The organism is Chloroflexus islandicus, assembly GCF_001650695.1.
In the GTDB taxonomy this organism is placed as follows: Bacteria; Chloroflexota; Chloroflexia; order Chloroflexales; family Chloroflexaceae; genus Chloroflexus; species Chloroflexus islandicus.
In genome coordinates this window covers 61,641-88,476 of sequence record NZ_LWQS01000036.1, presented here as the reverse complement: position 1 = coordinate 88,476, position 26,836 = coordinate 61,641, and the positions used below count along the sequence as shown (strand labels likewise).

Annotated in this window: 29 protein-coding genes; 21 read left to right on the top strand and 8 right to left on the bottom strand. The window is 60.6% G+C overall.

Annotated elements, in window-relative coordinates; all coding sequences use genetic code 11:
- The first annotated feature begins 353 nt into the window (after positions 1–353).
- From A6A03_RS03895 to A6A03_RS03800, 20 genes are all read left to right on the top strand, one after another.
- Positions 354–1,553 (top strand): ArsA family ATPase, encoded by a 1,200-nt coding sequence (locus A6A03_RS03895; protein ID WP_066783741.1) that lies wholly within the window; start codon positions 354–356, stop codon positions 1,551–1,553.
- An 82-nt stretch (positions 1,554–1,635) separates the two neighbouring features.
- Positions 1,636–1,878: a bacteriochlorophyll c-binding family protein gene (locus A6A03_RS03890; RefSeq protein ID WP_066783739.1), complete on the top strand. Its 243-nt coding sequence runs from the start codon at positions 1,636–1,638 to the stop codon at positions 1,876–1,878.
- Between the two features lie 60 nt (positions 1,879–1,938).
- A complete protein-coding gene (locus A6A03_RS03885; RefSeq protein WP_066783737.1) occupies positions 1,939–3,060 on the top strand; it encodes a hypothetical protein in 1,122 nt (373 codons plus the stop codon).
- Between the two features lie 43 nt (positions 3,061–3,103).
- Positions 3,104–4,444, top strand: a complete 1,341-nt coding sequence (locus tag A6A03_RS03880) for a hypothetical protein (protein WP_066783735.1) — start codon at positions 3,104–3,106, stop codon at positions 4,442–4,444.
- 47 nt (positions 4,445–4,491) lie between these two features.
- Positions 4,492–5,715 carry an ArsA family ATPase gene (locus tag A6A03_RS03875; protein WP_066783733.1) on the top strand — a complete coding sequence of 408 codons (1,224 nt, stop codon included), beginning with the start codon at positions 4,492–4,494 and terminating at the stop codon, positions 5,713–5,715.
- 66 nt (positions 5,716–5,781) lie between these two features.
- Entirely contained in the window at positions 5,782–6,882 is a 1,101-nt protein-coding gene (locus A6A03_RS03870; RefSeq protein ID WP_066783731.1) for an ArsA family ATPase, read from the top strand.
- A gap of 14 nt (positions 6,883–6,896) precedes the next feature.
- Positions 6,897–7,904, top strand: coding sequence for an alpha/beta fold hydrolase (locus A6A03_RS03865; protein WP_066783730.1), 1,008 nt, complete (start codon positions 6,897–6,899; stop codon positions 7,902–7,904).
- Positions 7,905–7,916: 12 nt separating this feature from the next.
- Positions 7,917–8,798: a hypothetical protein gene (locus A6A03_RS03860; RefSeq protein ID WP_066783726.1), complete on the top strand. Its 882-nt coding sequence runs from the start codon at positions 7,917–7,919 to the stop codon at positions 8,796–8,798.
- Positions 8,799–8,813: 15 nt separating this feature from the next.
- On the top strand, positions 8,814–9,602 hold the full coding sequence (locus tag A6A03_RS03855; protein ID WP_245668816.1) for a hypothetical protein: 789 nt from the start codon (positions 8,814–8,816) through the stop codon (positions 9,600–9,602).
- A gap of 3 nt (positions 9,603–9,605) precedes the next feature.
- The gene (locus A6A03_RS03850; RefSeq protein WP_066783724.1) at positions 9,606–10,289 is read left to right on the top strand and encodes an esterase/lipase family protein; all 684 of its coding nucleotides are present in this window, start codon (positions 9,606–9,608) and stop codon (positions 10,287–10,289) included.
- A gap of 11 nt (positions 10,290–10,300) precedes the next feature.
- A complete protein-coding gene (locus tag A6A03_RS03845) occupies positions 10,301–11,014 on the top strand; it encodes an esterase/lipase family protein (RefSeq protein ID WP_066783720.1) in 714 nt (237 codons plus the stop codon).
- Positions 11,015–11,047: 33 nt separating this feature from the next.
- Complete coding sequence (locus A6A03_RS03840; protein ID WP_066783718.1) at positions 11,048–11,551, top strand: hypothetical protein; 504 nt, start codon at positions 11,048–11,050, stop codon at positions 11,549–11,551.
- Between the two features lie 32 nt (positions 11,552–11,583).
- Positions 11,584–12,648: a bacteriochlorophyllide d C-20 methyltransferase BchU gene (bchU, locus tag A6A03_RS03835; RefSeq protein ID WP_066783717.1), complete on the top strand. Its 1,065-nt coding sequence runs from the start codon at positions 11,584–11,586 to the stop codon at positions 12,646–12,648.
- A gap of 60 nt (positions 12,649–12,708) precedes the next feature.
- On the top strand, positions 12,709–13,626 hold the full coding sequence (gene bchG, locus A6A03_RS03830) for a (bacterio)chlorophyll synthase (RefSeq protein ID WP_066783715.1): 918 nt from the start codon (positions 12,709–12,711) through the stop codon (positions 13,624–13,626).
- A gap of 19 nt (positions 13,627–13,645) precedes the next feature.
- On the top strand, positions 13,646–13,933 hold the full coding sequence (locus tag A6A03_RS03825; protein WP_066783713.1) for a hypothetical protein: 288 nt from the start codon (positions 13,646–13,648) through the stop codon (positions 13,931–13,933).
- Positions 13,934–13,970: 37 nt separating this feature from the next.
- Entirely contained in the window at positions 13,971–14,408 is a 438-nt protein-coding gene (locus A6A03_RS03820; protein ID WP_066783711.1) for a hypothetical protein, read from the top strand.
- A gap of 205 nt (positions 14,409–14,613) precedes the next feature.
- Positions 14,614–15,783, top strand: coding sequence for an NAD(P)/FAD-dependent oxidoreductase (locus A6A03_RS03815; protein ID WP_066783709.1), 1,170 nt, complete (start codon positions 14,614–14,616; stop codon positions 15,781–15,783).
- A 17-nt stretch (positions 15,784–15,800) separates the two neighbouring features.
- Positions 15,801–16,259 carry an SRPBCC family protein gene (locus A6A03_RS03810; protein WP_066783705.1) on the top strand — a complete coding sequence of 153 codons (459 nt, stop codon included), beginning with the start codon at positions 15,801–15,803 and terminating at the stop codon, positions 16,257–16,259.
- A gap of 231 nt (positions 16,260–16,490) precedes the next feature.
- The gene (locus A6A03_RS03805) at positions 16,491–16,775 is read left to right on the top strand and encodes a cytochrome P450 family protein (protein ID WP_066783703.1); all 285 of its coding nucleotides are present in this window, start codon (positions 16,491–16,493) and stop codon (positions 16,773–16,775) included.
- An 85-nt stretch (positions 16,776–16,860) separates the two neighbouring features.
- A complete protein-coding gene (locus tag A6A03_RS03800; RefSeq protein WP_066783701.1) occupies positions 16,861–17,820 on the top strand; it encodes a peptidoglycan DD-metalloendopeptidase family protein in 960 nt (319 codons plus the stop codon).
- 137 nt (positions 17,821–17,957) lie between these two features.
- Here the strand turns inward: A6A03_RS03800 and A6A03_RS03795 are convergent, their stop codons facing one another.
- On the bottom strand, positions 17,958–18,713 hold the full coding sequence (locus tag A6A03_RS03795) for an ABC transporter permease (RefSeq protein WP_066783700.1): 756 nt from the start codon (positions 18,711–18,713) through the stop codon (positions 17,958–17,960).
- Positions 18,714–18,735: 22 nt separating this feature from the next.
- Positions 18,736–19,770 (bottom strand): ATP-binding cassette domain-containing protein, encoded by a 1,035-nt coding sequence (locus tag A6A03_RS03790; RefSeq protein ID WP_245668814.1) that lies wholly within the window; start codon positions 19,768–19,770, stop codon positions 18,736–18,738.
- 188 nt (positions 19,771–19,958) lie between these two features.
- On the opposite strand from A6A03_RS03790, the gene A6A03_RS03785 reads away from it, so the two are divergent.
- Positions 19,959–21,809, top strand: coding sequence for an APC family permease (locus tag A6A03_RS03785; protein WP_066783698.1), 1,851 nt, complete (start codon positions 19,959–19,961; stop codon positions 21,807–21,809).
- A gap of 31 nt (positions 21,810–21,840) precedes the next feature.
- Here the strand turns inward: A6A03_RS03785 and A6A03_RS03780 are convergent, their stop codons facing one another.
- The 6 genes from A6A03_RS03780 to A6A03_RS03755 all read right to left on the bottom strand — a co-directional run bounded on the left by A6A03_RS03780 (position 21,841) and on the right by A6A03_RS03755 (position 26,778).
- On the bottom strand, positions 21,841–22,692 hold the full coding sequence (locus A6A03_RS03780; RefSeq protein ID WP_066783697.1) for a PfkB family carbohydrate kinase: 852 nt from the start codon (positions 22,690–22,692) through the stop codon (positions 21,841–21,843).
- A gap of 83 nt (positions 22,693–22,775) precedes the next feature.
- A complete protein-coding gene (gene jag, locus A6A03_RS03775; protein WP_066783696.1) occupies positions 22,776–23,441 on the bottom strand; it encodes an RNA-binding cell elongation regulator Jag/EloR in 666 nt (221 codons plus the stop codon).
- Positions 23,442–23,488: 47 nt separating this feature from the next.
- Positions 23,489–24,433, bottom strand: coding sequence for a YidC/Oxa1 family membrane protein insertase (locus tag A6A03_RS03770; protein ID WP_066783694.1), 945 nt, complete (start codon positions 24,431–24,433; stop codon positions 23,489–23,491).
- The gene (rnpA, locus tag A6A03_RS03765) at positions 24,430–24,837 is read right to left on the bottom strand and encodes a ribonuclease P protein component (protein ID WP_066783770.1); all 408 of its coding nucleotides are present in this window, start codon (positions 24,835–24,837) and stop codon (positions 24,430–24,432) included. The genes A6A03_RS03770 and rnpA overlap by 4 nt, the downstream gene beginning before the upstream one ends.
- 93 nt (positions 24,838–24,930) lie before the next feature.
- Complete coding sequence (gene rpmH / locus A6A03_RS03760; protein ID WP_066783693.1) at positions 24,931–25,104, bottom strand: 50S ribosomal protein L34; 174 nt, start codon at positions 25,102–25,104, stop codon at positions 24,931–24,933.
- 135 nt (positions 25,105–25,239) lie between these two features.
- A complete protein-coding gene (locus A6A03_RS03755; protein WP_066783691.1) occupies positions 25,240–26,778 on the bottom strand; it encodes a S1 RNA-binding domain-containing protein in 1,539 nt (512 codons plus the stop codon).
- Positions 26,779–26,836 lie beyond the last annotated feature (58 nt).

Sequence of the window (26,836 nt, the reverse complement as noted above, 5' to 3'; positions counted from 1 at the left end):
TCGTTGCAAATCATACTACGAGGGATATTGCTCGCCAGTGCGGAAAAACGCCGCGACTGAGCCGTTATATTGCAAGATGCGGCCATGCCGCGCCGCGCCAGACCGAGCGCGCTAAGGCGCTGTACATCATCAGAATGCGGTAAGGTTGTGATCTCTTTCTGATACATATGAGCAACATTTGTTGACACCTGCCGATATTCGTGCTACTATTGCGGTACAGGCCAAAATCAGCGGAACAGTAGCAGGTTTTGGCTTTTAAGCAAAAACTCCGTGTGGTATTCGATCGTAACCTCTGGACGCCGCCACGGCGGCGGTTGATGACAGCCGAGCAGTAAGCTCCTGGAAAGGCCCTGATGCGCACTCTGATCTTCACCGGAAAAGGCGGCGTTGGCAAAACAAGCGTCGCGGCAGCAACGGCCCTCCGGGCTGCGGATCGTGGCTTAAAGACGTTGGTGATGAGCACCGATCCGGCCCACTCACTGGCCGACTCGCTCGATCTCGAGGGGCCGCTCGGCCCCGAACCCGTTCGGATCACCAAGAACCTTGACGCGCTCGAGGTCAGCATCTACCACGACATCGAGAGCAATTGGGGCATCGTGCGCGAACACTTCGCTCAGCTCATGGCCGAGCAGGGCGTGCAGGGCATTTTGGCCGATGAGATGAGCGTCTTGCCGGGTATGGAGGAGGCGTTCCCGCTCATCCGGATCAAGAAGCACAAGGAGCGCGGCGATTACGATCTGCTGGTGATCGACTGCGCGCCGACCGGAGAGACGCTGCGGCTGCTCTCGGCTCCCGAAACGTTCAAGTGGGCGATTAATATGCTGCGCGGCGCCGAGCGGTTTGTGATCAAGCCGATCCTCCGCCCGATGAGCAAGATTAATCCGACCCTCAATAAGATGGTTGCGCCGCCTGAGGTGTACGAGGCGGTTGATGATATGTTCCGCCAGTTGGAGGGCGTGACGGCGACGCTGGCCAACCCGCTTGAGACCTCGATCCGGTTGGTGATGAACCCCGAAAAGATGGTGATCAAGGAGAGCCAGCGGGCGTTGACCTACCTGTCGATGTATGGCATGACCGTCGATATGGTGGTGGTCAACAAGATTCTGCCGCTTGATCAAGACAGCGGGTATTTGAACCACTGGCGCGATGTGCAACAGCGCTACCTGCAAGATGTCGAGCACTCCTTCGTGCCGTTGCCCATCCGGCGGGTGCCGTACTACCCCGAAGAGGTGGTGGGGCTTGAGAAGCTGCGCCAGATGGGTGACGACATCTATGGCGACATGGATCCGACCGCTGTGCTCTACGATCGCGCGCCGCTCGATATTGCCAAGGTCGGCGATAAGTACTATCGGGTGAAGATCCGGTTGCCCTTCGCCGACGTCTCCCAGCTCGATCTGTATCAGAACGGTGATGAGCTGGTGGTGCAGATTGGTGATTTCCGGCGGGTGTTGACGCTGCCGACCAGTCTGGCTGGCCTCGAAGCCGGTCAGGCCGAGATGGAGGGCGAGTGGTTGAGCGTGCCCTTCATGGCGCCGCAGATGGCGTCGCGGTAAGGTGGCTTTACGGTGGGGTTTCTCGGAGGCTTGCCTCCGGTGACCTAATATGGGGAGTTCGTATTGTTAAGGAGGTGTGTGCATGGCGACGAGAGGCTGGTTCTCGGAGTCGTCGGCGCAGGTGGCGCAGATCGGCGACATCATGTTCCAAGGCCACTGGCAGTGGGTCTCGAATGCGCTGCAGGCCACCGCGGCCGCGGTTGACAACATCAACCGCAATGCTTACCCGGGTGTGTCCCGGAGCGGCTCGGGCGAGAGCGGCTTCAGCAGCAGCTCGAGCAACGGCTTCCGTCCGAAGCGCATCCGCTCGCGCTTCAACCGCTAGGTTGGCGGGCAGGCGTGAGGCGCGCTGCTCGCCGCCTCACGCCGATCCCTTGGGAGCGTTATGATTAACCTGCTCTATTACAGCCATACTACCGTTCCAGCTCACCTCGAAGAGATTACGCGGCTTGATGTGCTCGATCCTGATGAGCAGGTGCTGGTCGCGGTTGATGGCGTGCTGCTCGATCGGCAGGGGCTCCGGCTGAGCGGCCCCACACTGCACGACTATTGCCTGATTACCGATTTGCGGGTGGTGTTGTGGGCGCGTGATTATGGGCGCCATCTGTGTTTTGCGTTTCCGTTGAGCGAATTGACCTTGATCGATGGCCGCGGGGTCGATCCGATTCACGGGATGGTGACGCTGGGATTTAGCGCGCCTGACGCCGAAGAGCAAGTCTTTACCCTCACGCTGGTGCCGCAAGCGTATGTGCCGGCGTTGATGATCTTGTTGCGCACGGCGGCTGAAACAGCGCGCGCGGCGTTGGCCGCTGGGATGGATGCCCGCCAAGCGGCGCCTGACGTGATGACGGCGCTCGGCGCGGCGATCTATGGTTCTGAAGATGCGTTGCGTCCCGATGAAACGCCCTATCGTTGGCCCGGCGGCGCGCCGCGCACGCCGGCAACGCCAAATGCGCCCTTTGTAGTTGATCCGGCGAATTTGCCGCCTAATCAAATCTTTACTGCCGGCCGTCTGGCCCGTTCGGCATGGGATACCCTGCGCCGCACGTTGCGCGAGGCGGATTTACCGTTTGACTTGAGTCCGGCGAGTATCCGTGAATTGACCGAAGCAATCCGTGCTGTTAATGATTTAGTTCAAACTGTCACCAGTAATCCTGCTGCCCAGCAGATGGCGATGGCGTTTTTAAACCGCCAAGCGGCTGCGCGCCAAGCCCAAGCTGAACCGGTGGCGGCGGCGCCAGTCGCTGACCCGCCGGTCGCCGAGCCGCCTCCCGCACCGCCGGCTGGGCCGCGTTATCACGAAATACCGCTGCGCCGGCGCAATCAAGCGCCGCCGGAAACGCCAGCACCCCAACCGCCATCGCCAATCCCGATGGCTAAGCGGGTGTCATCCATCGAGATGCCGGATCGGCGTGAAATACCGCTCCGCCGCCGGAGCGCGCCGGTTCGCCGCGCGCCGCTTGCAGCGTTGAGTGGTTCGGGCGACGCCGATCATGATCAAGCATAGCTGTTGTTAGCATTGGCGGTCGTAACCGCCCTAAGGAGCAGGTATGAGCCCATTTCTCGGTGTCAATGTGAGCATGGCGAGCGTCGAGGAATTGCGCCAGCGCGATTTGCTGGACGAAGGCGAGACGCTGCTCGCTCTCTTCGATGGTACGTTGCTCGATGAGAATCGCCGCCGCGTCGGCGGTCTGGCGCTAGCTGATTTTGTCGCCTTGACCGACCGCCGGCTGATCTTGTGGGCGCGCGGCTTTTTTAACGATACCGTCGATGGCTTCCCGTGGAGCGATGTTGATGTGGTGCGCGCCGAGACATGGGATCCGTGGCATGGTCGTGTCAGTCTTGCGTTGCGCATTCCGGCAACGCCGCCGCGCAAGCGTCGCGTTGCGCTCGGCGAGGTGCAAGATCCCGGCCAACCTGAGCGAGTGATTGTGAATACGCTCGATTATATGCCGGCGGAAGATGTTGATATGCTGGCCAAGATGGTGGCATGGGTCGGTGACCAAGTGTTGGCCGGCGTCAGCGGTGAAGAGCTGGTGAAGGCCTTTGAGGCCGAGTTTCCAGCCGTGGAACGCAAGCCGCTGCCGCCGTTCTTTATGAGCGAACCCGCTCCGCCGCCGATGCCGGAACCAGAGCCGAAGAAGCCGGCCAAGAAGCCGTGGTGGAAGTTTGGCGCTGCTGACGAGGAAGAAGAGCCGGCTCCCACTTCACCCAGTAATCTGATTGCTGCCTACGAGAGCCAGCGCGGCGGCGCTCCGGCTGGCGCGACGCCGGCGCCGGTTGGCCCGTTGCCAACGTTGCCCGAACAACCCAATATGTACGAGGTGAGCCGGTCGTTGCGCTTGATGCTTGAGGTGCCGCGCGGGTTGGCGCGCGGTCTACGGCGGGCCAGCGAGATTATGAGCGGCGCGACCGAGTTGTTGAACAATATGCAGGATCCGCGTGTGCGCCGTAATGCGATGCGCGGTATCTATTACGCTGCTGCCCAGCAAGAGGCGGAGGGCGGGCCGTTGGCTCCGGTGGGGCCGGTGGTGCGCGCTGCCGTCCGGTTTGCTGAACCACTCGAACAACCGCAAAGCGCCGAGCAGCCAGCGCAGCGCCGGATTGCGGTGCGGGCTACTGTGCGGCAAGCAACGCCTTCGCCAGCAGCGCCTGAACCGGCGGCATCGCCGGCGCCGGCGGCTGAACCTACCGGCCCGCAACCGGTGCGCCGCGCGATTAGCGTGCGCCGGGCCGAACCGCCTGTCGAGGAGAATGGCTCGTCGATGCCGGTGCGCCGCGTGGTGGTCAATCGCACCGATCGCCCTGCCGCCGTCAGTGGTAGTGGCGCCGGTATGCCGGCGCGTGAGCCGCTCAATGGCCGATCGGATGATGAGCCGGAAGCGCAGTGATCGAACGTGGGCGGGGGAATCAGGTTGCAGCAGGCGAATGAGGTAGTATGACGCGAGTCATTATCTATTCCGGTAAGGGCGGTACTGGGAAGACGACGCTCTCGGCGGCGACAGCGGTGATGCTGGCGCAGTCTGGCCGCCGCACACTGGTACTCTCGAGCGATCCGGCTCACTCGCTGGCCGATGTGATGGGGATCCCGATTAGCCGCGATCGGCCAACGCCGCTGGCTCCCCATCTCTATGGCCTCGAAGTGGATACGATCTATGAGTGGCGCCAGAATTTGGGCGGGTTTCAGCAGTTCGTGACCGCAACCTATTCGGCCCGCGGGATTGAACGCTCAACGGCTGCTGAGCTGGCCAATCAGCCCGGTCTTGATGAAATCCTCGCCTTGCAACGGGTGATGGATGAAGCGCAGAGCGGGCGTTGGGATGCGATTGTGCTTGATACCGCACCGACCGGCAATACCTTGCGCTTGTTGGCCTACCCCGAAATGATCATCGGCGGTGAAGCCGGGAAGCGGTTGTTCCGCGTCTATCGCGGGATCGCCAATGTCGCCCGCCCGTTCCGGCGCGATTTGCCCGATGACCGCTTCTTTGAAGAGGTGGGGAAGCTGCTCGAACGGATGGATCAATTGGCCAACTTTTTGGTCAGTTCGGCAGTATCGGTGCGGTTGGTGCTGAATCCGGAACGCTTGCCATTACTCGAAACGCGCCGGGCCTATACGTTCCTCAGCCTGTATGGCCTGCAACTCGATGCGGTGCTGGTGAATAAGATTTTGCCGCACCGCACCGATCTGGGCCCGTACTTCGATTACTGGGTCAATCTCCAGCAGCAGTATCTGGCCGAGATTGATGCAAGCTTTGCGCCGACGCCGATCTTCCGCACGGTGTTGCAAGGCGGTGAACCGATCGGGGTTGAGGCGCTGTTGCACGTTGGCCGGCTGACCTTCGGCGATGTTGATCCGGGGGCGCTGCTGTATGATGAACGGCCGATCTGGCTCGAGCAGTGGAGTGAAGATGGCGAACCCGGCCAGTATGATCTCTGTTTGCGGTTGCCGTTCCTTGATGCCGGTGAGTCGATCGAAGTAAGCCATAGCGGCCCCGATTTGACGATTATGGTTGGGCGGATCGAGCGCACCATTGCCTTGCCGCGGGTATTGTACGACTGTGTGCTCGGTGAACATCGCTATGAAGATGGCGTTTTGCGGCTGGCCTTCTACGAGGCAAGTGCCGCCCGCGCCAGCGGCAAACAGCAAGTCGAGGCGGCCTAACGTGATCGCTGCTGCCTCTCCGTTGTCTATCCCGGTTGCATTGCGCGCCGGTTGCGAGCACTCTGCATGCGCACGCTGATCTTTACTGCTCATCATCAACTTCAACAGAGCGCGGCTGCGCTCGCGACGGCTTGCCATGCCGCTCGGCGCGGCTATCGCACCTTGGTGGCTTCGAGCGGTCCCGGCCATCTGATCGGTCATCTGCTACACCAGACGCTTGGTTCGCGCCCGCTGGAACTTGAGCCGAACCTCGCGGCGATGGAGATTCATCCCCACGAGGAGGTTGCTCGCCGTTGGGAGCAGGTGCGTCCGTCGCTGCGCAGCGGGCTGGTGGCCCGCCTGCGCGATCTTGGCCCTGATGAGCTGCCGGCATTTCCCGGCATTGATGCGGTGGCGGCGATGTTGGTCGCCGAACGTGCCCGCCAGTCGGGCCGGTTCGATCTGTTGATCCTCGATGGCCCGTCACCTGACGCGCTCATTCGGGCGTTGACGTTGCCCGATGTGCTGCGCTGGGCAGTGCGCCTGATCTTCGGCCTTGACCGCGGTCCCGGCAAGTCGCGTGCTTCGCAAGAGCAGGCGATGATCCCGGCAGCGATCGTGGCGCCAAGTGCGACCGCGCCCCTGCAAGAGTTGCGGATTGAGCTTGAGCAAACGCGCTCCCTCGAAACCGAGAGTGGGGCGCGGGTGCGGATGGTAGCGTTGCCGCCAGAGTTGCGCCTGCCGCCGCTGCGCGCGGCGTTAACCGCTTTTGGCCTGTTTGGGTTGGCTAGTGATGAAGTGATTGTGAATGGCCAGCCTGACCAAGTTGATGACGAAAGCCGCCACGATTTCAGCCACGAGACCAGCCGGGCGCGCCCGTTGTTGCGGATTGGGCAACTTGAACTGACGCCGGCCAATCGCGATACGTGGGCCTTGCGCGGGGCGGCGCTCTACCGTGATGGCGATGTCTTTGCCTCTGAATCGCCGCGCCCTGCCAGTAGTGAGCGCGATCTGCGCCTGCTGATTCCGTTCCTCGATGCCAAATCGCTCGATATTGCCGTAGCCAGCGAAGAGGTCGTCGTCCAACTCGGCCAGTTGCGCCGGCACGTGTTGTTGCCGGGGTTGGTTGATGGCGGTCGCTTACGGGCGCGGGTCGAGGGTGAATTACTGCGGTTGTGGGTAGAGTAGCGAAGGGGGCGCCTATGTCAGTGCTTGCCCAGCCGATCCCGATCGAGCGACCGCCGGCGCGGCCGATCGATGCGCCGCCAACGGCCAAGTACATTGAGTACGCCAATGAGGTGGCGGCGCGCCTTGCCGGCAAGCTGAGCGCCCGCGAACGGCGCCGGCTGGAAGGCGAACGCGCGCTCTTGGCCCGCGCCCGCTTTATCGAGCTGAACGGCGTCGTGCATCATTATCAAGATGTGGGGCCGCTCGATGGCGAGCCGTTGCTGCTCATCCACGGCTGGGATTGTTCGTCGTTCTGGTGGCATCACGTGGTCGATCCGCTGGCGCAGGCTGGCTATCGGGTGGTGAGCTACGATTTGAAAGGGCACGGCTTTTCGGATAGCGACCCGCGCCAAGATTATACGGTGGCCGGGTTTAGCGCCGATGTGCAGGCGTTGTCGCGTGCGCTGAATCTTGGCCCGGCCCATGTGGCTGCCTTCTCGCTCGGTGCGTTTATCGGTCTGCACGTGGCGGCCCACCAACCCGACTTGGTGCGTTCGCTGATCTTCTTTAACTTTAGCTTGCTGCCGTACAATAAGTTTGCTTCGCAGTTCGTGCCGCGTTTGCTCGATACCGTGTTTAACGGGGTGTTGCGCCCGATCGAGCGGCGTAATTTATGGTGGCTGCCCTTTATCTATGCCCGGCTGGTGATGGCGCAGAATACGCCGTCGGTTGGGGATATCCGGCTTGGCACGCTCGGTTTGCGCTATTGCGATCCGGCCGCAGTGCGGGTGTCGGCAACTGAATTGTCGCGTCCCGAGATTTTGGCCGCCGTGGCCGAGCAAGCCAAGACCATCCAGCAGCCGCTCTTGTTGGTGGCCGGCGCCAACGATCCGATTATGCGTCCGGCTGATGGGCGCAAATTGGTGGCGCTCGCCCCTAATGGTTCATTCTTAGAAGTGCCGAAGTGCGGCCATCTGATCTTGTTTGAATTGCCCGAGCACGTCATTCAAATTATGCGCCTCTTCTTGAAAGGCGTTCGCTAGGGAGGTCGGTGTATGCAGTTGTTGCTTCGTTCCGGCGGCCAACAGATGATCATTGATATGGAGCGCGCTGATGACCGCCCGCTGTCGGTCGGCCAGTATACGTACCGGCCCCGCCGGTTGGCCGGCAAGGTGCGCCGGCTGGTCGCCAAGATGTGGCCTGATATGCCCTCGTCAGTGCTCGATGAGCGCCTGACCTTCGAGGCGCTGGATAACGGGCGCGAGACGGCATGGGGCGATAGCGGCAGCTTTTCACCGCGCTCTGGTTCGACGGTGCTGCTTGGGCGCTGGGATGAAGACGGCAGCGTGGGGATTGCGTTGCACGAGTTGGCCCACGAAATGCATCTGCGCCACGGCGGCTACGATGATAGCGATGGCGTGGTGCGCGAGGCGCTCGCGATGCTGGCGGAACGCGAAGCCGGTCTGCGCCGCACATTTGAGCGCGAACCGTACCATTCCGCGTGCCAGTTGATCGAACAACTCGAGGAGTTGCCGGCCTTTAGCCGGATGGCGTTCAGCAAGCGGTGGGCCGAGGTGGTAAGTGTGACGTCGGCGGCTGGGTTAGCCGATCTGATTAATTACTATCTGGATCGCAGCGAGCGGTTGGGGTTGGCGCGCTGGCTTGATCGCCTGACGAAAAATGTTGATGTGCGGGATCAGTTGTTGGCCCGCTTGGCGAGTACATCGCTGCGTTACAGTCTGGATCTGCGCCGCCACCTGATTAAGAAGTTGGTGCGGTGCAAACCGGAAACGCCGGTGGAGCAACTCATGTATGTGCTTGACTCGATCGCTACGCTTGACCGGCGCTATCCCAATGATGATCTCGAGCGCATTATCAATTTCTGTTTCGCGCCGTATGTGCCGCAGCGTCGCCGTCTCTTCGCCTTTGGCTCGTGATAGAGAGGAGCGCGTATGAATCGCTTCGAGGAAGAAAACCCGACTGTTCGTTGGATGCCCGGATTTGCGCGCCGGTGGTTTGGTCTGACCAATGAAGACCCCCGCCGCAGTATCAATGCGCGGTATCAGTGGATGCCCGATTGGTTGAAGCGTTTGTTGAATTTAGATGACGCACCAGTGCCGTATTCCGGCGAAGCGGAGCCGGCTGCGCCGAGCCGGTCGTCGTATGGGTATACGCCGCCGCCGCGTTCGTATACTCCCGGCGCGCCCTCGTTCAAACCCGGCGCGGCTTCATACACGCCCGGCGCGCCCTCGTTCACGCCGCGCAGCTTTGCGCCGGCCGCCTATCAGCCGGCCAGCGAGGAGTCGCCTTCTACGCCAGCTCGCCTCAGCCTCGCTGGTGATGAGTTGCCGCCTGATGTGCAGCCGATTGGCTATCTGCTGCGTTCGTATGCGCGCGGCGCCTTGCCGCCACAGGGGCTTGAGGCCTTCACGCGCGAGGCGCGCACGACGACTGAGAAGGTGCTGAACTTCTACGGCCATTGGATTCGCTTCCAGACCGAGGAGTTTGTTCGGATTGGGTCCGATCTCTTTAATGCCGCGATCGATGCCTTGCCCGGCGAGAAGACCAAGCAACAACCGCAGACGATCCGGCGGATTAAGGTCGTGGCTGATAATGGCAATGGGAATGGCCATGGCCACGGCTCCTATCAGGCGCCAGTAACGCCGCCGGAACCTCCGTCTGCGACGCTTCCGCCGGCTGATGAGCCCGCAGCCGGTTCTGAAGACAAGGATAAAGAGTAGTCTATGTCCCGTCCGGTGGTGATTATGGGCGGGTGGCTGTCGTCACCCGCCGATTACTTCGGTATGGCGCGCGTGCTGGCCTCGCCGCCATACAATCGGATCGTGTATGTGGTTGATTTCAGCCGGTTAGCGTGGGCGCGCTTGCGCGATCCTGATTTTGGGCCGGCGCTCGATGCGCTCGCAGCCACGGTGCGGATTGCGCTCGAAGAAACTGGCGCTGATAAGGTTGATTTGATCGGCCATAGCGCTGGTGGCCGGATTGCGCGCGCCTATTTGTCTGATGAGCCGTACCAAGGGGTGCGCTACGCTGGCCATGAGGTGGTGGCAAGCTTAACCACCTTGGGGACGGCCCATGCCACCTCAGAGATCTGGGTGAAACAGTTTGCCGACTGGCTTGAGGCGCGCTACCCCGGCGCAGCGTTTCCGCATGTCAAGTATCGCGCTGTGGCCGGGCGGAGCGTTCGTGGCCGTCGTTTCGGCAATCCCGAAGAGATGATTGCCTATCGTTCCTATGAGGTTTCGTTCGGCGATGGGAATCTGGTTGGCGATGGGATTGTGCCGACGGCAGCGTGCTATCTGGCCGGCGCCGACAACTTGATCTTAGAGGGTGCGCGCCATGCACCGTACAACGCGCCGGCGACGTGGTACGGCGCGCGGGATGTGGTGCCGCTGTGGTTTGAGGATTGATCAGGAGTGCTATGGCCCGTCCGCTGGTGATTATTGGCGGTTATCTGACCAGTCCGAGCGATTTTGCGGCGCTGGCGCGGACGCTCGAGCAACCACCGTTTGGTTTTCGCGTCTTCGTGACCCCGATCGGTCGTATGCGCTGGGCTTTAACCCGCGATTGGGATTTTCGGCCGGTGTTGCGGATTGTGCGCGACACGGTGGCTCGAGCGTTGCGCGAAACCGGGGCTGAAACCGTGACCATTCTGGCCCATAGCGTCGGTGGCACAGTGGCGCGCATGTATCTTGGCGATCAGCCGTACAAGGGTGAAATCTACGGCGGCCACCGGTTCGTGCATCACTTGATCATGCTTGGTACGCCGCACCATAGCCAAGAGTTCTGGACGCGCCAGACCGTCGGGTTTACCAATCGTTGTTATCCCGGCGCGTATTATGATCATATCCGCTATACCTCGATCATTGGCCGCAGCATTCAGGCCAACCGGCAAGGACGCTGGGTCGAGCGGATGGCGTATAACAGCTACGTGCTGATCGATGGCCCTGCCGGCGCGCAGGCATGGGGTGACGGGATTACAACGCTTACCTGCGCAGCGCTCCCCGGCGCCGAGTATCTGGTCGTATCCGGCTTGCACCACTCGCCCTTCCATGGGCGGCCGTGGTACGGCGACCCCGAAGGGTTAAGAGACTGGCAACGAGTGTTGCTCGGATCGTCATCAGTTGTTGTTTGAAATATCGCTGATTTGTACTATAATACAAATTGCATGAAATCATCGCACATTGACCGGTTGATTCTGTATGCTATGGCGGCTGTGTCGGGTGTATCGCTTGCGTGTTATACCGCAGTGCTCTATCTCTGCCGGCAAGAGGTGACTACGCATCATCCAGCGCGGGCAGTATTGCGCAATCGGTTAGCGAATGTCGCGCACGCGCTCGATTGGCTGATGAACGTGATGGTGGCAGTGGTCGGGATTGGCCGGCTCTTTCGCGAAGAGCATTTTGGCGGGCAACACCAACCACGCTGGTTGAAGATCTATTTTATGATCACTGGCCCGTTGCCAACCATCGGTATGGTTGGGGCAATGATTACCGGCCATCGCTGGGGCGAGTCAATGCGTGATCATCCGCAGCAGCGCCGGTTGCATCGCTTCTTTGCATGGCTGGGATATGTCAGTTGGTGGCTAAGTTTTATTCCGATCTTCTTCCAGCCGTGGTTGAACCGGCAGGCGGCAGTATCTAAGCAGGGTTCAGAATCGGTTGTCTCTTAAGGAACATCGCACTTGTGCGCGAGGGGGAACGCATGACGACTTCACCTTCGGTTGAACCAACCACGGCGGGCGCTGCGGCGCTTGAGCAACAAGACCTGTTTGCTGCAACCAACCGCGCCTATGATATGGTGTTTAAGGGCACGGTAGATTTCTTCGTGATTAAGGCGGCAAAAGATTTGGGGCTGTTTGATCTGTTGGCTGCCGAACCGCGCACGCTGGCCGATCTGGCAACCTTGACCGAGACGGTGCCGCCGCGGCTAGAGAAGTTCTTGATTACGCTCGAGCAGGTCGGGTTGGCGGCGCGGCAAGAGGATCGCTGGAAGCTGACTCCCTTCGCCGAGCAATTCTTTGCCGATCCCGAACGCCATCGCAATATGACGATGGTGCCGTTCGTGGATTATATTTCCGATTTGATCGAGAATTACTACCTACGCTTGGCTGATGTAGTGCGCGGGAAGGTTGATTTTACCAGCATTGTGCCGCATCCGCCGCGTACTCGCGAAGATAGCCTGTTCTACGAAACGCTGCACCGCTCAAATATTCAACTCTTCGTCGAGTTGTTGGTCAAGCGGGCCCGGCTGGCCGATGTGCAGATGCTGATCGATGTCGGCGGCGGGATTGGCGATATTGCTGCGGCTCTCTGCCAAGCCTTCCCCAACCTCAAGGTGACGTTGATCAACTTGCCTAGCGCACTCGATCTGGTGCGCGAGAATGTGGCGGCTAAAGGTCTGAGCGACCGGATTACCCCGGTGGCGATTGATATGTACCGCGAGCCGTATCCTCCCGGTGATGCGGTGCTCTTCTCGCGCATTCTCTACCCGATGAATGCGCAATTCTGCTCGATGCTGCTCAAGAAGGCCTACGATGCGTTGCCGAGCGGCGGGAAGGTGCTGATCCTCGATATGGTGATCAGCGATCCGAACCATCCCAACTACGATTATCTCACCCATTACCTGTGCGCTATCGGCATGGGCTTCTCGGTGCTTGAGTTTAAGGATCACGCGATCTACCCTGATCTCCTGCGCCAGATTGGGTTTACCGACATCACGTTCGATGAGGGGTACGAACACGTTTTGTATCAGGCCGTTAAACCGTAACTGTAAGGTTCAGCCATGTGTGACCGGTGCAGCTTCTGCCCGGCAATGCGGTAAGCAACTATGATTTCGACTGAACAGCGCGTCTCGCTCAGCCGAAAAATCCGGGCCCATATCGAGCTTGCCGATCCGGTGACGTGGATTTCGCCGGTGCTGGTCTGTTTCTGTGGCGCACTGGCGTCAGGCTACGAGCGAGGCTTTGACTGGACGCGGCCCGATCACTGGTGGCTCATGCTGTTGGGGGCGTTGATGACCGGCCCGCTCGGCACCGGCTTTAGCCAGAGCATTAACGATTATTTCGATCGTGAACTGGATGCGATCAACGATCCGCAACGCCCGATTCCGGCTGGGATTATTACGCTCAACGAGGCGCGCTGGAATTGGATCGTCCTCGGCACAGCCACTATGCTGGTGTCGCTGGTCTTTGGCCAGCCGTTGATCGTCTTCTTCGCCTTTGTCGGTATCGTGCTGTCGGTAATCTACAGCATGCCGCCGATCAAGCTGAAGAAACACTTCTGGTTGGGGCCGCCGGCTGTCGGGTTGGGGTACGTCAGTATGAGCTGGATGGCCGGCCATCTGATCTTTGCGCCGCTGACGTGGCAGAGCGTGGTGGTGGCGTTGATCAATGGCGGTTTAGCGGCTGGCTTGCTCTTCCTCAACGATATCAAGAGCGTTGAGGGTGATCGCAAGCTGGGTCTGAAATCGCTCACGGTTGCGATTGGCGTGAAGCGCACGCTAATTGTGGCCTATGCAACGATTAATGGCTTCGAGGCAATGCTGATGATATTGGCGTGGATGTGGGGTCAATACTGGGTAGCGGCGTTTATTCTGCTGGCGTTGGTGGTGCCAATCTATAATCAGATTAAGCTCTACCGCGAACCAAACCAGCAAAATTACGTGCGTTACCTGCTGGCCTCCAACCCATTTGTGGCCTTAATCCAGATTGTCTCGGGTTTTCTGGTGGGCGGCTATTTTGGCTGACCGTTAAGGAGGTGCGAAGATGACGGAGACTGAAGGTGAGGTCCGAGTGCGCAGCGTCCCGGTGCGGCGCAGCGACAGCTTTGTCGAGTCGGCGATGGAGTTCGGCGGCGGTGTCGTTCGCCTTGGTTTCTCGGTATTTACCATGCCCCTTGCGCTGCTGCCGCCAGAGTCGCGCCAGCACATGCGCAATGCGACCAAGGAGCTGATGTACGCCTTCGCCTCGTTGCCGCGTGATTTCGCCGAAATCGCGGGCAAGAGCATCGAGAAGTGGGCGGCTGAGGGCGAAGAGAAGACTGAGGCGAAGTAACGCCGGTTGCTCTCTGTGAGCAGAGGAGGAGAGTCGTATGAGCAATGAGACGACCAACGAGCGTGATGGCTTGTTTGAGCTGGCGGCTGGCTTTGTCGGGGGGGCAACCCGGATTGGCCTGACGGTTGCTTCGGTGCCGCTGGTGCTGCTGCCGCGCAATTCGCGCCGCCGCGTGCGCCGCGCGATGGCCGAGGTAGCGATGGCCGTGGTGGCATTTCCGAAAGAGCTGGCCAATATTTCAGAGCGGGTGGTTGATGATATCGTCGCGGCTGAGCCGCCGCAGATCTCGCTGCCGAGCCCGAAGCAGGTTGGCGAGCAGGTGCGCTCGTTTACCGAGCGGCTGTCGCGCGCGGCGGAAGAGCTTGGCACGAGCTTTAGCCGCGCTGCCGGACGGGCTGCCGATGCGGTTGAGCAGGGTGCAGCCAAGGTTGATGAGTGGGTTGAGACGCCACCGAAGACGCCGCCGGCGCCGTGATCGCTCGGTGGAGTTGTGGCTGACGCAGAGGCGTGGGATGCGCTGTGACGCTCCCATTCCTCTGCGTCTGTCTCTCGCTGCCAAAGGTGTGTGATCTGCGCCTGTTGTGCGGTTGACCGGCAACCGAGCCGTGGTATTCTGTAAATAGGGGATGTAGCGTGATCTACACCCGCCTGTCGTGACCAGTCCACGGAGCTTTGTGACCATGCAGATCGTTATTCTCGGCGCCGGCTATGCCGGTTTGCGCACAGCGCTCGATCTGGCCCGTTTCCGCCGTGAACAAGGGCTTGATATTACTATCCGCTTAGTTGATCAACATCCGTACCACCAGCTCATCCAGTTGTTGCATTTGACCGCAACCGCCGGGATTACCGATCAGAAGTCGATCTATCAGCTCGATCGTTTGTTGCACGGTCGTGATATCGAGCGGGTGGAAGGGCGCGTGACGGCAATTCATCCGCTTGAGCGCACGGTGACGCTGGCCGATGGCCGGAGCGTGCCGTACGATCGGCTGGTATTGGCACTGGGTAGCGAGACCTCTTTCAATGCACCCGGCGCCCGTGAGCATGCGCTGCCCCTTCATACCTTCGCCCATGCCGTCGCGCTGCGCAAGCACATCATCGCTCAATTTACCAAAGCGGCGTCGTTGACCGATCCGACCGAACTGCGGATCACGATGACGACGGCGATCGTTGGCGGTGGCTATACCGGTTGTGAGTTGGCCGGCGAGTTGGCGGCATGGGCCGATGATCTGTGCCAGCAAACCGGCGCGCCCCGCAAGGAAGTGCGCATTGCGCTGATTGAACGCGAAGATCATTTGCTGCCACACCTTGGCGAGTGGGCGAGCCACGAGGCTGTGCGCCGCTTGGAACGCCTCGGTGTGAATGTGTTTCTCAAAACGCCGGTAACGCAGGTCGAGCCGCAACGCTTGCGCTTTGCCGATGGCCGGATGTTGCGCGCCGGCACGATTGTCTGGGGCGCTGGCGTGCGCGCGCCGGCCCTCTTGGCCGAGGCCGGCTTTCCAACCGATCGAATCGGGCGGGTGCTGGTTGATCGCTATTTGCGGGTTAGCGGGCAAGCGGTCGTGTTTGCCATTGGCGATTGCGCCGCCGTGTCTGATGGCCGGGGTGGCGTTTTGCCGCCTGCCGCATCATACGCTATCCGGCAGGGCGCCCATTTGGCTACGGAACTGGCGGCTGAAGCGCGCGGCGAAGCGCCAAGGCCCTACGAGCCGGTTGAGCTGGGCGAAGTCGTGTCATTAGGGCCGAATGATGCTATCGGGAGCGCATTAGGCGTGCCGGTGATGGGCTATCCGGCGATCATGCTGAAACGGGGGATTGAAGAGTACTACCGCGCTACCATTGAGAGCGCCTAAGCGATAGGAGCGTGATTATGATCGTGCAGGAACAGTTTGTCTCGATTAAAGCGCCGCCTGCCACCGTCGAGCGTTACTTGACCGATCCCGAATTGATGGCGCAGTGGCGCTCGCCGCTGGTGGTGCTCGATCCGATTGAGGGCGATTTGATGGCGTTGGGCAGCAAGCACAAACTGCGCCTCAAGTCGCTGGCGCTGGCTGGTGCGACGTATACGGTCACCGAGCGCGATAGCGGCCATATCTTGCTGACGATCGATGGCCTGTGGCGCGGTAAGGAGCTCTGGCGTTGGTTTGCTGATGGCGATCGCACGGTTGTGCAGAACCGGGTCGAGTACGAAGTGCCTGATCCTAGTCTGCGGGTGTTTGTGACTGGCCTCGGCCAGATCTTTGCCTCGCTCGATATGCGCATCCAGCTTGATCGCTTGCGCATGATTATCGAAGGCAGCGGCCAACCGGCAGCGGCCCAGTCGCGCTGATACGGCGCGATCGCCTGCCAGCGCTGGCGCGGGGTCGGGCGATTGATAGCGTAGGTGCTCAATCGAAAGGGCGGGTTTATAACCCGCCCTTCTTAGCTTGTGATGGACTTTTGCATAAAAGCACAGATATTGCACAAAGACTGCATCGTTTCAGCCACTACAATGCAATCCGGCCCTGTGCTAGCATACAGTTATCAGGATGGCAGGTTCGTCAGTGATGAGAGGTTGCGTATGGCTCGACAGCAACGGTTTAGCCCGCGCGATGAGGTCTATCTTGCCAGCACCAGCTTTGAAGTGTATATGGCTGCCGGCGGGGTGTTCATCGGTCTATTTGGGCTGCTCTTTGCGATTAGCATCAAAATCAGCTTTGCATGGTTGATTTGGCCAGCGCTCTTTGTCTCAATTCTGGCCGGCTATATTACGCTCAACCGGCTTGAGAAGCGTGAACGCCAGCGCAAGCTGGCCGAGCTTGAGGCCGAGTACGCGGCGAAAGAACGGCGAGTGAACGGCGATTAAGCCGCAGTTGTACGCATCTTGTCATCTTGGCCGCAGCAGAGTTGTGCTATCTTCCAACTAACTGTGTTATGCCAAGAGGATCGAGATGCAGACACTTCGCCAGCTTCGCCGCACTCGCGATTTGACCTTTGTCGATTTGGCGCTCTTGACCGGGATTCCGGCGCGAGCCATTGCCGAAGCCGAATATGGTATGCGTCGCCTCAGCCACGGTGAGGCTGAGGCGATTGCGTTGGTGTTAGGCTTGTCACCCGCAGCGTTGCTGCCACCGCCGCCGCGTCCATCGTCGCAAGCGAACGTCTTGCCGCTCGCCTTGGCCGCCGGGTTAGCGGCAACGCTGGCGGTGACGCCACTGGCAACCGGAGTCGCTCCCACGTTCCAACAGCAATGGCAGGCTGCGCTGCTCAATCAGGCCGGCGCACAGCTCATCGCAGCTATTCCTACCGTGGCCTTGCCGGCAGCAGCGCCGGCGCAACCGGTCGTGAGTGCTGCGCCTTCCGTTGCTCTGGCGACTCCCACACCTGACGCGCTGGCACCCCTTGTTGCGCCTGCGCCGCCGATCCCCCCTGCTCCTACGGCGCTGCCCCAATTCTACCTCGATGAAGCTGGCCCGCACGGGTGCCCAGTGCAGCCTGCGTCCGGCCACGTTGTCATCACCCAAGGGTATGGCATTGGTACCCACACGCCGGCTCATATTTGGGGTGCGATCGATTTGGCGGTTGATGGCGACGGCGATGGCTTGGCCGAGCCGGGGCCGAGCTGGTATGCGCCGGTGGTCGCTACCCACGATGGGGTGGTGAAGGTGACGATGAATAGCTATCCTGCCGGCCATCACGTCTGGGTGGTGGCGCCGGACGGGATCTGGCGCACTGGCTACTCGCACTTGGCGATTGTGACGGTGATTGACGGACAGCAGGTGCGGGCCGGCGAGGTGATCGGCTTGATGGGCAGTACCGGCTTTGCCAGTGGCCCGCACCTCGATTATCAAGTCTGGCGTGGCGACGTCAATGTTGATCCGACGTCATTGGTAGAGTGTGGTAGGAAATAATCGCCGCAAAAAGACGCAGAACACACGCAAACGGATTGGCTGGTTTGTGAGAGCTGGTTGCGCCGGCAGTGTTGCTAAATGGCTTTGGGGTCAGCCTTCAGTGATTTGTGCGTTCTGTGTCTTTTTGCGGCCATTCTTCACGCCCGCAACGAACGCTGGAAGAGCGACAGCGCGAAGATCATGCTCGCCGCGGCAAACACGGCCAGCACTAGACCGCTGGCCCACAGCGGCAGGGTGGCCTCCACCCCGAACGCCAACGCGCGCACGGCGTCGATCAGATAGGTTGCTGGATTAATCAAGACAATCGCTTGCATCCATCCCGGCAACACTGATAGCGGGTAGAGTGCATTTGAGGCAAACAGCAGCGGCAGGTTAAAGAGGAAGATCATACCGTGATAGCCGGCGATGCTGCGCGAAATAGCCGCCACGCCGAGCGCCAGCCCGCTGAAGCCGATGGCAAAGATCGCGAGCAACACCAGCGCACCTAGCCAGCCAACCGGGTTAATCGCCAAGCGCGCCCCCATGAGCAACCCAATGATTAACATCAGCGTCGCTTGAAAGAGCGCCTTGGTTGCGGTACTCGCCGCGCTGCCCAACAAAATGCTCAAGCGAGGGATTGGCGCGGCCAAATACTCTTTCACAATCCCGCGCAGCCGCTCATCCAACAACACCATGCCGCCGCCAACCGCGCCGCCCAATGCGCTGAGGGCAATGATGCCCGGCAGAATAAAAGACATATAATCACTGCCGCCAACATCGCTAATCATGCCGCGCATGCCGACCCCAAAGAGCACCACCCACAAAACCGATTGCAATGCCAACCCAACCAGCTCTTCGGTCTGCTGCACGAATTTGCGCATATGCCGTGTCCAGATGACATACGTGGCGTACATAGCGTGCTCCTCTAGCAGTGTATTAATCACGCAGCGCGGTGCCGGTATAGTGCAAGAACACATCGCCGAGCGAGGGACGGGCAAGGGTGACATCTTCGACGGCGAAGCCGTTGTTGCTGATCGCATTCAATACCGCCGGCAACCGACGGCTGCCGTTATCGGTATAAATCAGGGCCAAGCTATCGGCTGGGTCAGTCTCGACCCGGCTGACGCCATCGATCACAGCGGCAACCGTGGCCAGATGCTGAAAATCACCATTCCCGCGCACCCGGATGACATCGGAGCCGAGCGAAGCGATCAGATCACCCGGCTTGCCTTCGACAATCAGGCGACCGTGATCGATGATTCCTACGAGGTCGGCCAAAGCCTCGGCTTCATCCATCGCGTGAGTGGTGAGCAAGATGCTCATCCCGCGGCGGCGGTTCAGATCGCGCACATAGCTCCAGATATTGACCCGGTTTTGCGGATCGAGGCCCTGCGTTGGTTCGTCAAGCACCAACACCTGCGGATCGGTCATCAGACCGCGGGCCAATTCAAGCCGGCGCTTCATCCCGCCGGAATAGCTCTTGACCGGTCGATCGATGGCGTCGGTCAATTGCACCAGCTCAACCAATTCAGCAATCCGTTGCCGGCGCACAGCGGATGGCAAGCGATAGAGACGACCGTGAAAATCGAGCGTCTCGCGTCCGGTCAGCAACGGATCGAGCACCATCTCTTGAAACGTCACGCCGATCCGGCGGCGCACCTCGGCGGCATCGCGCACCACATCGTAGCCGAGAATGCGTGCGCTGCCAGACGTCGGCGGGAGCAAGGTGGTGAGAATGCTGAGCAGGGTCGTTTTGCCAGCCCCGTTGGGGCCAAGCAATGCGTAGATCCGCCCAGCCGGCGCTTGGAGCGTGACATGATCGAGCGCCGTCACCGTGCCGTACCGTTTGACCAGCGCCTGTGTTTCAACTGCTTGTTCGTTCATCACCGTGCCTTTGCCATCAGGCCATAACTCTTTCAGAGCATAACGCGCCTGTGCAGCGATGTCAAGCCCGTCTGTGAGAACTGTCACAGGGATTGACTTTCCCTGATGATAGTGCTATGATCGCACGGCAAGCGTCAATGACGATGCGCAGGTTGATAGTCATCGACCATGCGTTCGACAGCCGACGGAACGCCGACTGCCGCGCACAGATTGCGTTCCGTCTTTACTATTGCATAAAACTAGTGCGTTCGTACATTAGCAAGGAACCTGCGGCTATGTTTGCCCAGATCAAGCGCATTCTGGTGGGCCGGCCAATTGCCACCGAACACCAGCACCACGAACGGCTCAGCAAAACGACGGCGCTGGCAGTCTTTTCATCAGATGCGCTCTCGTCAGTCTCGTATGCAACCGAAGCCATCCTCACCATTCTCATTCTTGGCGGGAGCGCGGCGCTTGGTCTCTCGCTGCCGATTGCCGCCGCGATTGCCATGTTGTTGCTGATCGTTGGCTTTTCCTACCGGCAAACGATCAAAGCGTATCCGCAAGGCGGCGGCGGCTACATCGTAACGCGTGATAATCTCGGTGATCTGCCGGGTTTGGTGGCGGCAGGCGCATTGCTGATCGACTATGTGCTGACCGTCGCAGTCAGTATCTCGGCAGGTGTGGCTGCCATCACGTCACTGGCGACGAACTGGGGCTTTCCGTCGCTCCGCGATCACGCGGTTGAGATTGCCCTCGTCTGCATTCTGATCGTCACAATTACCAACCTGCGCGGCGCTAAAGAGAGCGGCGTGATCTTTTCCATCCCGACGTATGCGTTCATCACTGGGATTCTTTCGATGATCGTGGTAGGCATTGGCCACGATCTCGTGTTTGGCGCCGAGCCGGTGACGCATTCGATCGATCCGGACATTCCGCTCACCGGCGAGGCGCTTTCGCTGTGGTTGATTTTGCGCGCCTTTGCCGCCGGTTGTACGGCTCTAACCGGGATTGAGGCGATCAGCGATGGCGTGCAGGCGTTCAAACCGCCGGAGGCGCGCAATGCGGCGATCACGCTCACGTGGATGATCAGCCTATTGGTCACGATGTTTCTGGGCATTACGTGGCTGGCGTATACCCATCAAGCGGTACCGAATGAGTTTACTCACGAAACGATTGTCTCGCAGATTGCGCGCACGATCTTTGGCGTGGGGCCGGTGTACGTCTTCATTCAGGTGGCGACTGCGTTAATTTTGGTGTTAGCGGCCAATACCGCCTTTGCCGACTTCCCGCGCCTCGCTTCCTTCCTCTCGCGCGATCGCTTCTTGCCCCGCCAGTTTGCTTCGCGCGGCGACCGGTTGGTCTTCTCGAATGGCATTCTCGTGCTGGGGATGTTCTCGGCGCTATTAGTAGTGATCTTTCGGGCCAATGAGATCGCGATGCTGCCGCTCTATGCGGTCGGGGTGTTTACTTCATTCACCCTCTCGCAATCGGGGATGGTGCGCCGCCATCTGCGCTTACGCCAACCGGGATGGCTGCACAGTGTCATGATTAACGGTTTCGGCGCGATCCTCACGGCGATCGTGCTGGTGATCCTCATGGTCACCAAGTTTGTCCATGGCGCGTGGATGGTGATCACAGCCATCCCGATTCTGGTCTTGATGTTCCGCGCTATCAACCTGCACTATCGCCGCGTCGCCGAACAATTGTCGTTGAGTGGCGCCATCTTGCCGCCCGAACTGCGCCGGCACACGGCAATCGTTTTGGTGAGCGGCATTCACCGCGGCGTATTGCCGGCCTTGCAATATGCGCGCTCGATTGCGCCTGATAACGTGACTGCGGTGTATGTTGATCTTGACCCTGACGCGACCGAGAAGTTGCGCGCGCGCTGGCGCGATTGGGGGTGCGATATTCCGCTGGTCGTGCTCGAATCGCCGTTCCGCTCGCTGATCAACCCGATTGTGCGCTACATCGAAGAGGTTGAGACGCGCTATGGCGATGATGTGATCACGGTAATCTTGCCCGAATTTGTGCCGGCGCGCTGGTGGGAGCATCTGTTGCACAACCAGACCGGGTTGTTGATCAAGACTACTCTGCGGTTGCGTGGTAATGTCGTGACCAGTGTGCCGTACCGGTTAGAGCGGTGATTCTGCTCGTAGGGGCGCAGACCGTGCGCCCCTACGATGTGTGCGTGACGTGATCGATTGCCCGGTTATCTCTGGCCATCCGCTGGATGATCTGCGCTCGATCGGGCAAGGCCGTATCACCGACCCCTTCTACGACACAGGCCGCTGCCGCGGCAGCGAAGCGGGCCGCCGCAAAGGGATCGCCTGTTTCCCACAGCCGGATGAGGAAGGCGGTGGCAAAGACATCGCCGGCGCCAGTTGGATCAGACTCTTGGGCTTGGTAGGCAGGGATATGGTGTGGCCTACCGTGCAAGAACATCGTGGCGCCGCGCGCGCCGTGGGTGACAATGCCGATCGGGGTTGCACTGGCGTAATAGGCGGCTAATTCGTCATCGCCTCCCACATCTTCGCTGCTGAGACTGAGCACATGCACGCGCGCTAGCTCTTTGGGTGCGGGTTGCCAGCGGCGCAGCCGAACGGGTGATGGCAAGTCATCGTTCCAATCGCGCAGCCACCCCTGTGCCGTGGCACCGATCAAGGCGCTCGGAAAGGCGGCGGCTATTGCCGGGGTGCATTCATGCACGACCGGGCCAAGCAAGACGATGGGGGCAGTGCGCCAGCCAAGCGGAATATCGGTCACGCTCATCGCTGGCGCGACCGCGTGGAGCCACTGGCGCCGGCCAGCCGGTGTGTAGCGGTTCTCAAAGGTTGAACTCACGTGCGTCGCAATGTTCGCCCATGCCACGCCAGCGGGAGCCGGTTCGGCGCTGGCGGTGACAATAGCCGGACGCAAGCCAAGCCGTTGCGCCAGCAGGGCAGCGAAGCGAGCGGTACCGCCAGCGGCAGTTGCGCCAGCCGGCAACAGATCGCGAGTCACGTGACCGATAGCAACAAAATCAATCATAGGGTGTCAGCGCAGACGCGAAGGCGGGAGGGGTATGGCGCGAGAAGCAACTGGGGGCCGGTGAGCAACCAGCCCCCTACCAGTTACGATTTCGCCGGATAGATCACAATCTTGCGATTCTCGCCCTCGCCGGAACTCTCGGTATAAATCGTCTTATCATCGCGCAGGGCAAGGTGAACGATCCGCCGCTCGTAGGCCGCCATGGGTTCCAGCATAATAGGCCGGCCCGTCTGGCGCACCCGTTCCGCCATCCGGCGGGCAAGGCTTTCGAGCGACTCTTGGCGGCGTTGGCGATAATTGCCCACATCTACCACCAACTGCGGCCATGCATGCACGCGCCGGCTCACCAACAGGTTCAGCAAAAATTGGAGCGAGCGCAGCGTCTCGCCGCGGCGTCCGATCAGCAAGCCCATCGCCTCTTCATCGGCGCCCTCAACGTGCAACGTAATCGTATCTTCCGGTTCACCCTGCGGGCCGGGCACCCGCGAGACGACAGCCGTCACATACGCATGGATATCCATGCGTTCGAGCAGATCTTCGAGAATGCGTTGGGCAATAGCGCTCACCTTCTCGATCGACGGTCGCTCTTCTTCATCTTCGACAACGGTGACGCGCACTAATGCTTCATCACCATTCTCGCCCGGATCAAGCACCTCAATCGCCACTTCATCGCGATCGCGGCCCAGTTGGGCCAACGCCAGCTCGACAGCTTCGGCGACGGTGCGCGCGCTGATCTCGATGCGCTTCATAGACACCTCTCGGTCACTGTGACCGTCTGCTTAAACGTCTCTTGTCCCTAGCGACGGCGACGCGGGTTGGGATGCTGGCGCGCTGCGCGATGCTCTTCGCCAGCGGTCTCGCTCGATTCTACCGGCGCTTCAGTCAATGGCCGCATCACCGACCAAAAATCAACCTTCGGGGTTTCGGGTTGCGCTTCAGTCGCTTGACTCGCAGTGGCCGGCGCCAACGACAATGCCGGGGCCGGACGGTTGTCGGGGGGCAGGAAGCGCAGGTAATTGGCCAGCGACCCCCAGCCTGAGGTGAAATACTGCTGGATCACGCCAATGATGCTGCTAATGACCCAGTACAGTACTGCGCCAGTCGGGAAGGTAAAGGCAATGTAGCCGAAGACGAACGGCATAATCAACATGGCCTGCGTAAACGCCTTTTGTTGCGGATCTTGCACCCGCGGCGTCGCCATCAACTGTTGCATCAACTGCAAGACGATCGAGAGCACCGGCAAGATGAGATAGGCGAAGCCGGCGAAACCATTTGGGCCAAACGCCGGCATACCGAGATCCATGCCAAAGAAGGGGGCGGCAAGGATCTGGGCCAGCCGTTCGTCTTTGAGCATTTCAGCGGCGGCGGCGCTCAGGTTGACCCGTTGTTCGGGCACCATCAGGTGATACACCGCTTGGTACACGCCGAAAAAGATCGGTAATTGCAGCAAGAGCGGCAAACATCCACCGACCGGGTTAATCTTGTGCTCGCGGTAGACGCGCAGCGTCTCTTCTTGGAGGCGCTGGGGATCTTTGCCGTACTTGCGCTGGATCTCCTTCAAGATCGGCTGCACCTCTTGCATGCGGCGGCTCGAACGGAGCGAGCTGAGGGTCAGGGGCAGAATAAAGAGGCGCGCCGCGATCGTGAAGAGCACGATGCCCAGCGCCATATTGCCGGTCAATGATGAGAAGAAGAGCAGCAATTGTTCGAGCAAACCAACAAATGCCGACCAAATGTTCATGATGATCCCCGTTCGTGTTGTGGATGCGAGGTAGCCGATGTTGATGCAGTTGATTCGGGTTCCGGCGCGTTCAAGAGGCAAGCCTGCCGCAGAAGTGCGGCAATATCGGCTTGTAACCGGCTAAAGGGCGCTTCAACCACTTCCGGCGAGCGGATAACAAAGACCAAATCGTAGCCGCTCTGCAATGACGGCAGCAGCAAGCGAACCGCCTCACGGACGCGCCGGCGCGCACGGTTGCGTTGAACTGCGCCGCCGATGCGCCGGCCAGCGATGAACCCGCAGCGCACGGCATTGCGCCGGCCCGGCGCGACGGTCAAGGCCAGCCACGGTGACGTAACAGTGCGACCCTCGTGGCGCACGCGGCGAAATTGTTCGGGCCGGCGGAGCCGATTTGCGCGTCGCATGGGTAAAAAAACAAACGGGCTATCGGCCACAGATGGCGCAATGGCCAGCCGCTGAAGGCGACACTGTAGGCGATAACCCGTCCCATCCCGTCATTAGCGGTGTCCGCGGCGCACCGCTCGCCGCTCATCACTCACCGTCAGCTTCCAGCGCCCCTTGAGACGCCGGCGGCGGAGCACTTCGCGCCCGTCTTTGGTCTCCATCCGCGCCCGGAAGCCGTGTTTGCGGCGGCGCGGGATGCGCTTCGGTTGCCATGTTCGCTTGGGCATTGTATTTACTCCTCAGAGATTATCGCTTTATTGACAAAAACTGTTGCCATTATACTCGTCGCGCTGGATGCATGTCAAATAGTCGCCTGCCGGCGCCATCGCCGGCAGGCCAATTCCTATCCTTACGCGACGCGCCTATTCATCGTGACCGATTTGCTGGAGGGTGCGCCGGATCGCATCGCGCTGGCGCCGGTTCGATGGGCGCTCAATCTCGTCGTCGTCATCATCGTGGTCGCGGCGGCGGCGATCGCGGTCCCGATCGCGGCGGTTGCTCGGCCCGCCGAACTTCGTCAACAGATCTTCGAGGGTCGCATTGCCCTCAAACGCATCTTCTTCCTCTTCGCCGACCACGTACATTTCAGGGGCCGGTTGGGCATTGCGCCGTTCGCGGCGGTCACGCCGCTCGCTGCGTTCGCCGCGTTCGCTGCGTTCGCCGCGTTCGCCCCGCTCACGGGCTGCTTGCGCAGCAGCGGTGTAGCGTTCAAAGTTACCGCGGCCACCACGGGCAGGCGCGGCCTCTTCCACCGGCTCGCTCGCCTCAGCGCTCGCTGCTGCTTCCGGCTGTTCCTCTTCGAGGCGCATAGTCAGGCTGATCCGCTTGCTCTGCTGATCGACGCCGAGCACCTTCACCTTCACCTTGTCGCCGACCTTGACCACATCTTCGACCTTGGCAACGCGGTGCGGGGCAAGCGCCGAGATATGGACGAGGCCATCGCGGCCAACGCCAATATCAACGAACGCGCCGAAGGTAGCGATACCGCTCACGGTGCCTTCGACAATCTGGCCCGGTTCGAGCTGCTGCATCCGCTGGGTGCGCAGGGCCCGGCGCAGGCTCAGGCTGATGCGGGCAGCCTCGCCATCAATCTCAAGCACCTTAAACTGATAGCGCTCACCGACCTTCACCGCATCTTCCGGCTTTTCAACCCGGCCTTCGGCCAGCTCGCTGACGTGGATCAAGCCATCTTTACCGACGCCGATATCGGCGAAGGCACCGAAGGGGGCAAAGCCAGTAATCACGCCTTCAACGACATCGCCGACGCGCAGGCTGGCCAGCTTTTCGCGGTCGATCTCTTGGCGGCGCGGCTGCTGCTGTTGCGGCTGTTGCTGCGGCTGGCGCGTGCGGCGCGGCGTTTCCGCCCGTGCAGGATCGCGCATGGTCAAGCTGATGCGGCGCGCATCGGTATCGATGCTCTTGACCCACACCTTCACCGTATCACCGATCTGCACCAATTCCGAAGGCGTCTCGATCCGGCGATCGCTCATCTCTGAGATATGGACGAGACCGTCGCGGCCTACGCCGATATCCACAAAGACGCCGTACAACGCGATCGACGTAATCTTGCCCTCCAGTTCCATGCCGGGTTGCAAATCCTTCAACCGGCGCGGCTTCTGCGGTTGTTGTTCACCCACCGGCGTAAAACTTGCGCCAGCCGGTTCCGCCTCAGTGGACGCACCCTCACCCGCGGCGGCTGGAGCCATCGCCGCCGGAGCATCAGCAGCCTCCCCTGCGGCGGCGGGCTGGGCCGCCTCCTGCTCAGGGGTAGGCGCTACCGCCTCTGCCGGCTGAGTAAGCGCGGCGACGGCAGCCTCAGCCGCCGGAGCAGTAGCTGCCGCGAGAGGCGTGTCAGGCAGCTCGCCCGCAGCGACCTCATCCCTACGTACCTGATCCGTCATTGCCTACCTTCCTCCTCACGTAAACGATTACCGAAGCTATGGTTGTGGCATCAAGCAA